The organism is Williamsia limnetica (assembly GCF_003217475.1).
In the GTDB taxonomy this organism is placed as follows: Bacteria; Actinomycetota; Actinomycetes; order Mycobacteriales; family Mycobacteriaceae; genus Williamsia; species Williamsia limnetica.
Window position 1 is genome coordinate 45,372 of the sequence record NZ_QJSP01000005.1, and the last position, 13,278, is coordinate 58,649.

Consider the following 13,278-nt stretch of genomic DNA (forward strand, 5'->3'; position numbering starts at 1 on the left):
CACCACTCGAATCCCGTCCACGAAGGAGTCACCCATGACCGCGGATCTGCAGGTGTATCCCGAACTCACCGCCGAAGAGACCCGAGAACTGCTGGAGCCGCTCGCGCAATTCGACGACCGACTGGACGCGGCGCTATCGCACGACACATTCCATTCCTTCCCGCCGGTCCTGGTTTCGCCTGCCCCCCAGCACGAATCGCGTCCATTTCAATCCATCGTCCGTGTGTTGGTCGAGCCCGAACGCGCGGAGACAGAAGAGGCACTGGCCGCCCACGGTCACAGCCCCCGCCAACAGCTCATCGAAGAATGGGCTTCGTCGCTCGAGGCCGCGCTGTATGAGGTGTACGTGCGGGTGCTCGTCCGTCACCTGTCGACGGTCTCGGCGGCGAATGGTCTCGACGGCGAGACGCCAGAAGAGCGGTACCAGTCGTACGTCAGCGGCTTCGGCAACTCCGTGCTCGAGGAGCTCCATCGCGACCATCCGATGCTCGAACGTATTCACCGAAGCCATGTGACCACCCGACGCCGTGCCTTGGTCGAGATGTTGAACCGCGTGCACCGCCACAGGGCTGACCTCGAGGGCCGGCTGTCGATACCTTCCGATGCCGAGATCACCGCGGTCGACCTCGGTCGCGGTGATACCCATGCCGGGGGCCGAAGCGTCGCGGTCATCACTTTCGACGGCGGGATGAAGGTGGTGTACAAGCCGCGCCCGGTCGACTGTGAGGCCGGCTATGCCGAATTGGTCGACTGGTGCGCCGAGCGTGGCATCGTCCTGCCTGCTGCCGAGGTCGTCCGCTGCGACGGCTACGGATTCGTCGAGTTCATCACCGCCGTCGATGTCGACGACAGCGACCGGAACGCCTTCATGGACGCCTCAGGCCAACTGGCCTGTGTGCTCTACCTCCTCAACGCCCGGGACATGCACCACGAGAACGTGATCGCCGATCATCGTGGACCGGTTCCGGTGGACCTCGAGACGCTGATGCATCCTCCCCGTAACCGGAGCGGCGGCATCCCCGAGGTCCCGCGAAACGCCCACGAGATCCTCAGGACCTCGATCTACGGTGTAGGTCTGCTGCCGCTGGTCCTCGTTCGGGAAGATGCATCGGGCGGTTACGACCAGATCGACCTGGGATTTCTCGGCGCCGACGAAGAAGGGCGCTCGCCCTTTTCAGCGCTGACCTTCACAAACCCTTTCCGTGACGACATGGCTGTCGTCCTTTCCCGTCCTGACAAGCAGGGTCTGCGTGCGAGTACCATTCGTGGCCACAGCCGCGCCGATGTACTGCAACTCGCCGACGCGATGGCTGCCGGCTTCAGACGTGCCTACGAGGCGATTTCGGCTGAGGCGGCCGAGTTCGAAGCCGTCGTCATCCGGACATTCAATCGTGCCAAGGTCCGGTACGTTCACAATCCCACCGCGACCTACGCCCAATTGCTTCGGACGACAACGTCGCCGGAGGCTCTCGCGTCGCCCGAGCTGTCTGCGCTGTTGCTCAAGCGTCTGGTGATCGCCAACCGGTACTGCGCTCCGGAGCTGACAGCCACCGAGGTCACGCAGATGGCCAGTCGGGACGTGCCGTATCTGCTGGTCGACGCGACCGGTACCGAGGTGCGGGACGCTGAGGGCAATCCAGCAGGGGCGACTGTTCCAGCGTCGCCTCTCGGGACGGTTGTCGACAAGATCCGCGGTCTCGGTGACTCGGACCTCGCGCAACAGATCGACCTCATCTACGCGGCCTTCACGGCACGCTTTCCGGACAACCACCTGGAAGCAGACTCGCCCGCTTCGATGCCCACCCTGCGACGCGACGAGGGTCTGCCAGGTTTGGCCCGGCGCCTCGGCGATCAGTTCACCGAGTCCATGCTTTCTGACCTTTTCGGGCATCTGCCGACGACCTGGCTCAGCCCGCTGGCGTCGATGCAAACCCGGCGTGCCTGGCCACCGGGTGTCCTCGGATACGACCTCTACAGCGGTCGGATGGGTCCTGCGCTGGCGCTCGCCACCCTCGGGACAGTGCTCGACCACAAACGCTTTCATACCGCCGCGGCAAGGGTATTCGATCCCATGGCCGGGATCCTCACCGATCAGAGCTACGAAGACCGGTCGCTCTCGGCCATCGGGGCGGGCGCGTACACAGGACTGTCGGGATGCCTGTTTGCGCTTGCCGCAGCAGGTGAGGTGGCAGGCCGGGCGGATTGGATCGCCGCCGCCAGGGCGTCGATACCGGAGGTGGTCGCCAGGGCTTCAGCCGGCGCCTCGCTCGGCGCCATCGACGTGATCAGAGGACGCATCGGGATTGCGTCGGCGCTGCGTGCAGTCGCGGGCGACCACCGCGAATCGTTCGCGATGGTGGACGGCGTGGCCCGCGACGCGGTCGACGAGATCCGGGTGGCAATGCAGGTTCCGCGCGACGAGCGCGATCAGGTCCTGCGTCAGTCCGGCTTCGCCCATGGCATCGCGGGTCTGGTGTTCCATCTCACGGCCCTCGCGTCCGACGGATTCGGCGGCGGCGATGCGCAACCTCTCGCGCGGGACCTGTTCGATGAGCTCCCGCAATTCTTCTCACCGGAGCAGGGCAACTGGCGCACCAGCTTCGATGAACCGCACCACTCCACCGGTTGGTGCCACGGAGTGTCGGGTATGGCGCTCGCGCTCAACGAGTTCGCCGCCTCGGAGGCTGCGGTCGGCAACCGGGCGACCGAGTTCACCGCTCTCGCCATCGATACCCTGCAACAGCACGGATTCTCGCGCAATCTGACTCTCTGTCACGGCGATCTCGGTAACTGGGAGGTCGTGCAGCGGGTGGGTTCGGAAGCCCAAACGCGCGAGGTTGCGGAACTGCTCACTGCACAGGTCGTCGGGGCAAAGTCCCACGACCGGCACAGTCGACACGCGAACACGGCGAGCCTGATGGTCGGCACCGCGGGCGTGGCCTATCACCTGGCCAGAAGGCTCGAACCCGATCTGCCCTATTCGCCACTCACCCTGAAGATCGGTGGTGCAGCATGAACATCGGCATCACACGGCGGCCCCGAGCACAACATGAGCCTGCGCTCCGTCGGGTACCGACGGTCATGCAGCTCTCCCAGACCGAATGCGGACTCGCCAGCTCCATTGCGCTCCTGTCCTATTACGGCCGCGACGAAGAACTGGCAGAACTACGCAAGGAGTTCGAGGCGGGACGAGATGGTCTCAGCGCGAAACGGATCGGAGATCTGCTCCGATCCCGCAACATGGATGTCGCCATCTATCGGGTACGCGCAGCCAGAGGCCTGAAGGCGTTTCTCAACCCGGTCATCCTCTACTGGGAGAACTACCACTTCGTGGTGCTCGAATCGGTCGGCAAACGTCACGCGGTCATCGTGGATCCGGCGGCCGGGCGTCGCAAGGTGACGCTCGACGAACTCGAGAAATCGTTCAGCGGCGTCGCCATCGACGCCACGCCGGGAGCGGATTTCGAACGTAAACGGATGCCTGTGCTGCACGAATGGCGCAACATCCCGTTGCTGACCCGCGCGGCTGCGCGCCAGCTCGGTGTCACCGCCATCCTGGCCATCTGCGGTTACGCAGCCACACTTGGTCTTCCGTTCATCACGCAGTGGGCGGTGAACAGCTTTACGAGCTCTCCGGATTCTTCGCGGCTGTCGACACTGTTGGCCCTGGTTGCCGCAGCGGCCGTCGGATTCTATGCGCTGCAGGTGATTCGTACTCATGTGCTGGCACATGCTGTGACACTCATCGGCAGTCACCTCATGTTCGGCACCTTCAGCCGGCTGCTGAGTCTGCCGTACAAGTATTTCTCCACACGATCGCCCGGTGAACTGCTCTTTCGTCTCAACAGCGTCAACTCGATACGCGACCTGCTCTCGGCCCGGTTCGTCCAGGGCGCACTGGACATCGGAACTGCGCTCTGCGTACTCGGCTACATGTTCTGGGTCTCGTGGGAGATCGGTCTCGTCGCCTTGGGTATCTACAGTCTGACCATTGTCGTGCTCGTGACCACGCGCAGGCAGGTGAATGAAGCGCTCGATTCCGAGATCAGTCAGATGAGCAAGAGCCAGGCAATCCAGCTCGATGCGACGGTGACCATCGAGACCATCAAGATGGGCGGCTACAGCGCGCAGTTCTTGAATCGCTGGAACGACGAGTACGCCCGGTCGCTGACCGCGATGAAGCGGCGCATGCGCTTGCAGCAGGGGTGGATCTCGGGTCTGGTCTCGACCATTCAGCTGGCAGGCCCGCTTGCCATGCTGCTGATCGGTCTGCACATGGTGTCCACCGGCACGATCTCGCTCGGTGCGGCGGTGGCCATCCAGGCGGTGTCGGGAATGCTGTTCGCCGTCGCCAGCTCGATCTTCGCCGCGTACAACGAGTTCGTCGAGGCATCGCGCTACATGTCGCGCATCCACGACATCACCTCTGCTGAGCCCGAGTCCGCGGGCGGTGATCTCGACACACTCGACGCGGCGTCCGTTCATGTCGACTCCGTCCGGTTCCGCTTCGACAAGCATTCGGCGAACGTGCTGGACGGCGTGGATCTCGACATCCCGGCCGGAGCCAAGGTCTCGTTGGTCGGGGCGTCTGGTTCGGGCAAGAGCACTCTGGGACGGATCATCTGCGGTCTCTACCAACCCACCAGCGGCACAATCCGATTCGGCGGGCACGATAGTCGGGACTACTCAACCGACGCACTCCGCAGCGAGATCGGATATGTCTCCCAAGAAGTGCACCTGCACAACCGCACCGTGGTGGACAACCTCAAAGCAGGAGCGACGATGGACGACGACGAGGTCATCGCATTCGCCAGGAGCCTCGGCATCATCGACTTCGTCGATGCACTCCCGATGGGGTACAACACAGTGATCTCGGAGATGGGTGCCAACTTCTCCGGCGGTCAACGGCAGCGGCTGGCGCTCGCCCGCACGCTTCTGAAGCGGCCGGCGATCTTGGTCCTGGATGAGGCCACGGCAGCGTTGGATTCATTGAACGAGCGGCGCGTGACCGAGATCCTGGAGAACCTGGGCTGCACCCAGATCATCATCGCCCACCGTCTCTCGACCGTGCGGGGTTCCGATGTCATCTACGTCCTCGACGGCGGCCGAGTGGTCGAGTGTGGCGACCACGATGAACTCATCGGCAGCGGGGGGCATTACAGCGAGCTCTATGGCCGGCTCGAACCCGTGACTGCCTGACGGCTGTCTGCTCAGACAGGCTTTGCGTTCGGCCTGATCAACCTGTCCGGTACTTTCCGAGAGGACATCATGACTGCAACAGTGTCAGCCAATCCGTTTGCAAACCAGCTTTTTTCACCCTTCTATCGCCCTGTGATGCAATCGGCCACCGACGCGTTGAACGCCTTGGTGGCATCGCCGGTGATCGCCGACGATTCGCGCGGTGGAGTACGTGAACAGCTTGATGCCGCACTTGCCCGGAAGGTCGAGATGGAGAGCTTCCGAGTGCTCATCAGCGACTTCCACGAGCATCGCCGGCGGTGGGGCCTGCCATCTGATGCGGAATCGACCACCGCTCTGGACCGGTATTCCGCCCTGTTGACAAGTGAATCTGTTCGCGCCGACATTTTGACCCGGCACCCGGTGCTGGCCAAGAACCTCGAGGTGGTGCAACGCAACTTCGTCCGGTCTGTCGAAGAACTGATCGACCACTACGCAGCCGACCTGGCGGTCCTTCGAGATGAAGGCTGGATCGGCGGTGAGGACCTGATCAGCACCATCGTCGCGACCGGATCGGATTCGCACAACGGCGGGCGCCAAGTCTTCATCGTCACACAGGAATCGGGCGTGAAGATCGTCTACAAACCCCGCCCCCTCGCGATCGACAGGTTCGTGCGGAGTTTGTTCGAGCGGGTATCCGAGGTGGTGGGCGTATCGCTGGATCGATGTGTCCCCAAAGTTCTCGACCGAGGTGAGCACGGCTGGCAGGAGTTCATCCAAGCGGATCGCTCGGTGACCACGGAGGAGGCTGAGCGCTACTTCTACCGCTTCGGTGTGACGACAATGGTGCTCGGTGCCATCGGCACCAGCGACATGCATCACGAGAACGTGGTCGCGTGCGGCGAGTATCCCTGCTTTGTCGACGTGGAGACCGCGCTGCGGCCCGACAACGGGGTGCTCGATGACAGTCTCGCGCACTTGCTGGTCAACCGGATGAAGCAGGCACCGACCACGACGATGCTACTGCCGATCCAGATCCCGAACGGGCCGTTCGACGTGATCCTCGCCGGTATCGGGGTGCCTCGCGAGCAGGTGTCGGAGCGTAAGTCGTTCCAGATGTCGGACCGGGACACCGACGCGGTCTCAGTGTTTCGTAAGACCTTCACCTACAACCACTCCGACAACCTCGTCCGGATCGGTACAGCAGTCGTGGATCCGCTGGACCATTTCGAGACCATCAGGAGTGGCTACCTCGCCTGCTTCGAGGCCATCCGGTCCGGCCGCATCGACATCGACGGGGTCTTCGATCTGTTTCCCGAACTACCGGTGCGCTACCTGGTCCGGGCGACCACCGTCTACGCTCAGTTCATCGATGCTGCAACGCATCCGGATTATCTGAGTTCACCGGACGAGTATGGCAGGTTACTGGGCCTCCTCAAGGCCCCGTCGTCGTACAACGACGCCGGGCAGGAGTTCATAACATCCACAGAGTCGGCGGACATGCACAACAGGGATGTCCCATACTTCAGTGTCGACGCCGATTCGCGACGTCTCGGAACCCGGTCGGTGGTCGGGCCGGAGGTGTTCGACAGATCTCCGAGGAGCATCACCCGCGACTCGATCACCGCATTGCGTGAGACCTCAGGGCTGGTGCACGAGTTCGTCCTCGAGGAGAGTCTCAACGAGCTGGTCGGCGAGGGTGTGGCATCTCCTCTGTGGAAGTCCGGAGTCTTCGCATCGACGCTCCGTGCGGGTCCGACGCCTCAGACGGGGGAGGCTGTTGCCGAGATCGTCTCGGAGTTGGCGCATCGCCATGAGGATCCGGATGGGCCGCAGGTGGGCTGGGTGTATGGCGGTGGCGGACCGTCGTCGCCGACGCTGGCCCCTGGGACCCTGATCGCCTTCCACGACGGCGGTGGAATCCCGGTGTTCCTCGATCGGGCGGCAGGTGCTGGTCTCGCGGCATCGTCGTTTGCGGAAGCGGCGGCGCGGGGTCATCAAAAACTGGCCGAGGAGTATCGAAGCGTCCTTCGCGACAGTCCGGAATCGGTGTTCTCGGGTGAGGCCGGAGCTCTGTTCGGCGCTGTTCCTCTGATGGACAACATGTTCGATGAGTTGCTCACCACCATCTGGGATCGCTTCGAGGCCGGGACAGCAGAAACTGACGTGGCAGGGGGAGTCGCCGGCGTGTTGCTGATGTTGTCCGCACAGCACACGGACCGCCGTGTGCTGCGGGGTCGGGCAGCGGACCTGGTTGCAGAGGCTCCGCGTCGACTGTGGGCAGCAGAAGGGCATTCCGACAGGGCGTGGTTCGATCTTGCCCACGGCCGACTCGGGACCGCCTGGGCAGCGGCGCGTGCAGCAGACTCCACCGGAGACGATCGACTGCTCGGCGAGGTCGCGGACTGGATCATTGCTGCGCTCGACACCGACTGTCACTCTGAGGGTGGGGAATTCAAGGGCAGCAAAGCCTGGTGCGCGGGGTCGGCGGGGGTTGCGCTCGTCGCCGGTGAGGTGTTGACCCGCGCAGGTCGGATCGATGCACTCCCTACGGGGCGCATGTCAGGCCTGCTCGATCACATGACGACGATCAAGACTACGAATCCTGCAGATCTCAGTGTATGCCATGGTGGTTCGGGAGTCATCCAGTCATTGCTTGCCCTGCAACCCTGGCTGCTCGAGGACGAGCTGTTGGCTCGGGCTGTCGACTATCGCGACCGGCTCTACTCCCACGCTGTCGCACACGGCTACTCCACCGGAACAGCTGGTAAGACGTCGACGCTCGGCTACATGCTCGGGTGGGCAGGCATCGGCGACACCGACGTGCTGCTCGGCCGCGCGGTCGCGGGCGACAACGATCAGCTCATCCCCGTGGCGCTGAACGGAGTTCGCTGATGAAGGAGAAGACGACGCCCGATCTGTCGGTGGTCTACCCGATGTCGGTCGACAAGATGGCCAATGTGATGTCGATGGCAGATGCGGTTCGGCACGGTCCCTTTCATCGACTGTGGTTCGGCCAATCGCTCATGGTCGATCCGGTCGCGGCGATGCACTGGTTGCTCGGTGCCGGCTACGACATCCCGTTCGGTCTCGGTGTCGGGCTGATACCTGTCCGGACACCTTTCGAAACTGCCCTCGCCATCAGCACTTTGGCTCGGATGACCGACCAGCGGATCACATACGGATTGGGGGTCTCGGAGCCGCTGATGGTCGGCGCCTTACACGGAGACCCGTACGCGAGTCCGACTCGCGCGGCCACCGAATTCATCGGTGCAGTCCGGGCCGTGCTAGGACGCGAGCCCGGGGGGCAGCTCGAGCGGCCGGAGTATTATCACGATCCCGTATTGCGTTTGACGGACGTCGCCACGGATTCGGTCGAGATCGGACTCGGGGCGTTGTCGCCGAAGCTGGCCACCGTGGCGGGGGCGTCGGCAGACGCCCTGATTCCGTGGATGACCCCGCCGTATCGGCTCGCCCAGTTGGTCGACAAGGCTGCGGCCGCCGCGGACGACGCAGGCCGCCCCGCACCACGAACTGCGGTGTGCGTCCCCATCATCGCTGATTCCAAGGAGTGGGCGACGGATGCATTCAAGGCGTGCGCACTGCACGGCTCGCGCGACCACTACCGAAAGATGTTCGTCGAATCCGGGATCACCTGGGACCCGGATTCACCGCACCGCACCGGCGAGAGTCTGGTCGAGGCGAACCTGGTCTTGGTCGCGGGCCGAGACCTGGCAGAGGGTGTGGCTGCCTATGCAGCAGCAGGGGCAGACGAGGTGTTCCTCAATCCTTTCGGCATCATCCGTCGCACGGGCAGCGTTGACCGCGCGATGGCCTTGTTGGAGGGTGGGGTACTGAAGTGACGAGCGACAACGAAGAGAAAGGTGGATTGATGTACTGGATGACGCATGGGAGTTGGGGAAGCGTATTTGCTGTCGGTGCGATCATGTCCGCAGTCATGCTCGTCGTCTACGACGCGCAGGCCGCCGGTTTCACCGCGATTGTCACGGTGGTCGGAACGATCGCCATCTTTGTGTTCTCGGACCGCCCGCGTCGCAGGCGAGAGCTGGAGCGCAATTCCCCGACACGGTGAGCCGACTGCGTATTTCTGCAGTTGACTCAGATCGGTGATCTCGCCTCTGTGCCAGCATAGGTTCACTTATTCTGAGCCGTATGGGGACGTTCACAGACACCCGCACCTACGGCGGCCAGTCGATGGCGGTGCGACGCGCAGAACGTCGGGCCAAGTTCATCGAAGCGGGGCTGACGGTCTTCAGTGGCAAGGGCTACGCGGGCAGTTCCGTTGCCGACATCTGCTCGGAGGCGGGCCTGGCGCGCAGCCAGTTCTATGCGGAGTTCCGTAGTCGGGAAGATCTCCTGCTCGGTCTTTACGACGTAATCCAAGATGATTCACAGGCGGCAGTGGTCGCAGCTCTCGAACGGGAAGACGCCGACGCCGAGAAGTCGCTGCTGACCGCTGCCGCGATGGCAGCGCTGGTCCGCTCGGTGGGTGATGATCCGCGCCGGGCCCGGATCGTCTTCGTCGAGATGATCGGTGTCAGTTCCCGGGTTGAGACTCATCGCGCCAACCGCCGAGCGTTGTGGGCGGAGTTCATCGCTGCGACGATCGCCGAGCGCTCGGACGGGGGTTTCACGCCGCCAGGTGGATACGCGTTGGCGACGGCGGCCTTCCTCGGCGCTCTCACCGAACTGGTGCACACATGGAGCAGCAGCGACCCGCGGCCGCCGATCGACGACCTCATCGCGGTCATCACCGCAGTTCTCGACGCACTGGTCCGGCAGCCGACCGAGTAGACAGGCTGCGCAGCGTGGGGTCAGGGTGCGACGAACCCGCCTCCACCGGGAAGCGACGGCTGACCCGCATTCGGGTAGGCCCATGAACCGGTGATCGACACGGTGAAGACAACAGGGCCGGAACCGGTGCGCACGGTCTGATGTGTCGGTGCCGAATCGAGGAAGAACGGGCACGGTTTCACGACGCTGGTGCCGCGGTCGCCGGTGCGGACATTGACATAGCTGATCCGGACCAGAGAACCGCCGACCGTCGTCGCACACGTCTCGGGACTGGCAGGCGCGGAGAAGGTCGTCCGACCCGGCGCCGCGGACGAGGCGTTCACCGACGCCAGATGCGGGCCGGGTATCACCAGACCGCTCACCTTCACGCCGATGGCCGGTATCTGGAATACCGAGACCGGCGCTCCGGTGAGGGTCGGACCGACCGGTGCCGCTGACGCGGAGGGTGCGCCGGCCATGGTTAAGGCGCACGCCGCCAGGAGGCTCGTGGCAACTGTGCTGAACTGTCGTGGGAATCGCATCTGCATTCCTATCTCTTGAATGTCTACGAACCGGTACTTACCTATCGCAACTCGACTCCCCGCGTTAACCGACAGGGCCCGCTGTCCTACCCACGAATGTCAGTCGGGCGAACGACAGGCGGCGTAGTTTGAGGCCGTAGGAGAGGTTCGACGCGCGACTCGACGACAGGAGACCCGATGCGGTCCATCATCAAAACGGGTATCGGCACGGCCCTGGCGGCAGGTGTCGGCGCACTTGCCTCGCGTGATGCGGACTCACGCTGGTACCGGCGGCTGTCGAAACCGCCCTTTCAACCGCCTGCGGTCGCGTTCCCCATCGTGTGGACGTTGCTCTACACCGACATCGCGATCAGCTCGGCCGTCACGATCGACACCCTCCGCGACGAGATGCGGCATATCGACGCAGCGGCGTTCGAGCGGGCACTGGCGGTCAACGTCGTGCTCAACGGCGCATGGACCTGGGTGTTCTTCCGCGCGCACCGCACCGGAACCGCTGCGATCACGGCGGCGGTGCTCACCCTCAGCAGTGCCGACCTGATCCGGCGCGCGGCCCCGGCATCACCGCCGGCAGCAGCGGCTTTGGTGCCCTACGCCGGATGGTGCGCCTTCGCGACTGCGCTCTCGACGGAGATCTGGCGCCGCAACCGCTGACGCTCACCGAAGACGTGGTGGGTCAGGCGACCACCAGACGCGCGATGTCGGTGGCGTGCTGTTGCATAGGGCCCTGCAGATCCTTGGGGCCTTCGATCTCGATGGCGATGAGTGCCTCCTCGACGCAGATGGTCAGCTTTCCTTCGGCGTCGGTGGAGTTCTCGAAGTCCTGCGCTTGCCACCACGCAGAGTCGCCGAGACCATCGACTGCGATGACCGGATAGAGATGGTCAGAGGGTTCGACACAGTGGACCGCACCGTCGTCGAATTGTTCTGCGAACGAGAGGTTCACGTCGACCTCGATCTCGGAATCGGTGGATTCGAAACTGCACCCGACAGTTTTGTAGTTGAAGTCGTCGACGGTGCTGACCCCGCCGCTGGACTCGGTCGGCAGCTCGAAATCGATGGAGAATATCGAGCCGAGGTCGTCGCGGGTCAGACCGGCGCAATCATCTCGCAGGTTCGTCGCCGATGCGGTCGACGAAGGGTCCGTCGAGGACGGTTCGCTGGCCGGGCTCGGCGTTCGAGTCGAAGACGTTGCCGTGGAGCTACTCTCAGCGGAAGTGCCGTCGCCGCCGTCAGAGCATCCGGTGATCACCATCATGGTCAATGCCGCAGCGGCCACGGCCGGCAGAATACGTCGCATCGCTCATCCTCTTCTGACTGGCCGCGGACGCGACCTGCAGAAGCAAGATTAATTCGTCTGTAAGCCGGCCTGACTCGGTTCACCGGATCGGTACCGCTCGAATGACAGTCAGACCGCCTGCAACGCCGTGAAACGAGCGATGGGAGACTGGCGACATGACTGCGCTCGAGGTGGAACCCGCGTCGACGCACTGGTCGGCGAACTCGTTTCCGGACGACCTTCTCGCCGCAAAGAACTTGATCTACGACGTTGCCGCAATGGCATGTTCGCGCCCCGTGCCGGAGGTCGAAAGCGCGGGATATGGCGCCCACGAGTTCGCCGTGGCAGACCGCGCGATCAGATTCCGGGTGGCCAGGATGACCCCGAAGAAGCCGGGGCAGTTCGTCACCCTGTGGACCAGGACTGCGCACGGACCCATCGCGCCCTTCGACATGACCGACGATGTCGACCTGTATGTGATCAGCGTCCGTGATGAGCGTGGATTCGGCCAGTTCGTCTTTCCGCGAGAGGTACTCGGCGCCCACGGAGTGCTGTCGACGAACTCCGTGGGCGGCAAGCGCGGCTTCCGCGTGTACCCGCCCTGGGTGAGCGTGCACAGTCGTCAGGCCACGCTGACCCGGGCATGGCAGATCGAATACTTCCTGGAGGTGCCCGCAGATGGTGCCGTCGACACGGCTACCGCGAGAAAGCTGTACGGGCGGTAGCCGCCCCGACGTCGGCTGCGCGATTTGCGAGTTCGTCGCATTTCTTCAAGCGTCCGTCCCGGTTGTCGGCGAGACTCGGGCATATGACAACGACAACTGTTGACCTGCTCCGACCGGTACTGGCCGACCTCGCGGTAGTGGTCGAGAACTCCGGCGGCCACGAGAGCGCCCCGACCCCGTGCACCGAACTCGACGTCGCTGAGCTGCGCACTCACATCGCGGGATGGCTGACCACGTTCGCGTCCGGATTCGCTGATCCCGAAGGCCGTGCCGAGGCCTCCGGCGCGGAGGTGCCGCAGGATGCCGCAGGGGCGGCGGACGTGATCCGCTCCGCTGCGGACCGACTCGACACTGCCGTGCGATCGGGCGCCGACCAGCGACCGCTGTACCTCGGGGAGAGTCCGATGCCCGGCGAGATGGCCATGTCGATGATCCTGTGGGAGTACATCGTTCACGGCTGGGACCTCGCCGTGGCAACCGGGCAGGAGTGGAACCCGGCCCCCGAGGCGGCCGCAGCGTCTGCCGCATTCGCGCCGAACATGCTGACAGATGACTACCAGGGTCCGGGCAAGCCCTTCGGTCCGCGGATACCGACTCCGAACGACGCCTCCGACCTCGACGCGTTGCTGGGTCTGTCCGGCCGGGACCCGCGGTGGAGCGCCTCCGCCTGACCCCCGCCCGCTCAAACCCACCCGTTCCGGTCAAACCCACGGGTTCGGGACCCCTGGGTTTGCCCAGAACGAGTGGGTTTGGTTCGGCGGTA

At 64.1% G+C, this 13,278-nt stretch carries 11 protein-coding genes; 9 read left to right on the forward strand and 2 right to left on the reverse strand.

Annotated features, from left to right (window positions below):
- Window positions 1-34 precede the first annotated feature (34 nt).
- From DFR67_RS09505 to DFR67_RS09530, 6 genes are all read left to right on the forward strand, one after another.
- Window positions 35-3,016, forward strand: coding sequence for a type 2 lanthipeptide synthetase LanM family protein (locus tag DFR67_RS09505; RefSeq protein WP_110469309.1), 2,982 nt, complete (start codon window positions 35-37; stop codon window positions 3,014-3,016).
- Window positions 3,013-5,199 carry a peptidase domain-containing ABC transporter gene (locus DFR67_RS09510; protein ID WP_110469310.1) on the forward strand — a complete coding sequence of 729 codons (2,187 nt, stop codon included), beginning with the start codon at window positions 3,013-3,015 and terminating at the stop codon, window positions 5,197-5,199. The genes DFR67_RS09505 and DFR67_RS09510 overlap by 4 nt, the downstream gene beginning before the upstream one ends.
- A gap of 132 nt (window positions 5,200-5,331) precedes the next feature.
- A complete protein-coding gene (gene lanM / locus DFR67_RS09515; RefSeq protein ID WP_158539936.1) occupies window positions 5,332-8,073 on the forward strand; it encodes a type 2 lanthipeptide synthetase LanM in 2,742 nt (913 codons plus the stop codon).
- Window positions 8,073-9,041, forward strand: coding sequence for an LLM class flavin-dependent oxidoreductase (locus DFR67_RS09520; RefSeq protein ID WP_110469312.1), 969 nt, complete (start codon window positions 8,073-8,075; stop codon window positions 9,039-9,041). The genes lanM and DFR67_RS09520 overlap by 1 nt, the downstream gene beginning before the upstream one ends.
- Window positions 9,038-9,271, forward strand: coding sequence for a hypothetical protein (locus DFR67_RS09525; RefSeq protein ID WP_110469313.1), 234 nt, complete (start codon window positions 9,038-9,040; stop codon window positions 9,269-9,271). The genes DFR67_RS09520 and DFR67_RS09525 overlap by 4 nt, the downstream gene beginning before the upstream one ends.
- Before the next feature lie 80 nt (window positions 9,272-9,351).
- On the forward strand, window positions 9,352-9,993 hold the full coding sequence (locus tag DFR67_RS09530) for a TetR/AcrR family transcriptional regulator (RefSeq protein WP_110469314.1): 642 nt from the start codon (window positions 9,352-9,354) through the stop codon (window positions 9,991-9,993).
- Between the two features lie 20 nt (window positions 9,994-10,013).
- Here DFR67_RS09530 and DFR67_RS09535 read toward each other — a convergent pair whose 3' ends face one another.
- A complete protein-coding gene (locus DFR67_RS09535) occupies window positions 10,014-10,514 on the reverse strand; it encodes a hypothetical protein (protein WP_110469525.1) in 501 nt (166 codons plus the stop codon).
- A 177-nt stretch (window positions 10,515-10,691) separates the two neighbouring features.
- On the opposite strand from DFR67_RS09535, the gene DFR67_RS09540 reads away from it, so the two are divergent.
- The gene (locus DFR67_RS09540; RefSeq protein ID WP_110469315.1) at window positions 10,692-11,165 is read left to right on the forward strand and encodes a TspO/MBR family protein; all 474 of its coding nucleotides are present in this window, start codon (window positions 10,692-10,694) and stop codon (window positions 11,163-11,165) included.
- Window positions 11,166-11,187: 22 nt separating this feature from the next.
- Here the strand turns inward: DFR67_RS09540 and DFR67_RS09545 are convergent, their stop codons facing one another.
- The gene (locus tag DFR67_RS09545) at window positions 11,188-11,811 is read right to left on the reverse strand and encodes a DUF3558 family protein (protein WP_110469316.1); all 624 of its coding nucleotides are present in this window, start codon (window positions 11,809-11,811) and stop codon (window positions 11,188-11,190) included.
- 155 nt (window positions 11,812-11,966) lie between these two features.
- On the opposite strand from DFR67_RS09545, the gene DFR67_RS09550 reads away from it, so the two are divergent.
- Together DFR67_RS09550 and DFR67_RS09555 are read left to right on the forward strand one after the other, a co-directional pair.
- The gene (locus DFR67_RS09550; RefSeq protein WP_110469317.1) at window positions 11,967-12,515 is read left to right on the forward strand and encodes a MepB family protein; all 549 of its coding nucleotides are present in this window, start codon (window positions 11,967-11,969) and stop codon (window positions 12,513-12,515) included.
- Between the two features lie 83 nt (window positions 12,516-12,598).
- Window positions 12,599-13,186 (forward strand): TIGR03086 family metal-binding protein, encoded by a 588-nt coding sequence (locus DFR67_RS09555; protein WP_110469318.1) that lies wholly within the window; start codon window positions 12,599-12,601, stop codon window positions 13,184-13,186.
- Window positions 13,187-13,278 lie beyond the last annotated feature (92 nt).

What these genes read in the sequence shown, in the direction of transcription:
- DFR67_RS09505 (WP_110469309.1), top strand. Translation starts at nt 35, where the DNA reads ATGACCGCGGATCTGCAGGTGTATCCCGAACTCACCGCCGAAGAGACC.
- DFR67_RS09510 (WP_110469310.1), top strand. Translation starts at nt 3,013, where the DNA reads ATGAACATCGGCATCACACGGCGGCCCCGAGCACAACATGAGCCTGCG.
- DFR67_RS09520 (WP_110469312.1), top strand. Translation starts at nt 8,073, where the DNA reads ATGAAGGAGAAGACGACGCCCGATCTGTCGGTGGTCTACCCGATGTCG.
- DFR67_RS09530 (WP_110469314.1), top strand. Translation starts at nt 9,352, where the DNA reads ATGGGGACGTTCACAGACACCCGCACCTACGGCGGCCAGTCGATGGCG.
- DFR67_RS09535 (WP_110469525.1), bottom strand. Translation starts at nt 10,514, where the DNA reads ATGCGATTCCCACGACAGTTCAGCACAGTTGCCACGAGCCTCCTGGCG.
- DFR67_RS09540 (WP_110469315.1), top strand. Translation starts at nt 10,692, where the DNA reads ATGCGGTCCATCATCAAAACGGGTATCGGCACGGCCCTGGCGGCAGGT.
- DFR67_RS09545 (WP_110469316.1), bottom strand. Translation starts at nt 11,811, where the DNA reads ATGCGACGTATTCTGCCGGCCGTGGCCGCTGCGGCATTGACCATGATG.
- DFR67_RS09550 (WP_110469317.1), top strand. Translation starts at nt 11,967, where the DNA reads ATGACTGCGCTCGAGGTGGAACCCGCGTCGACGCACTGGTCGGCGAAC.
- DFR67_RS09555 (WP_110469318.1), top strand. Translation starts at nt 12,599, where the DNA reads ATGACAACGACAACTGTTGACCTGCTCCGACCGGTACTGGCCGACCTC.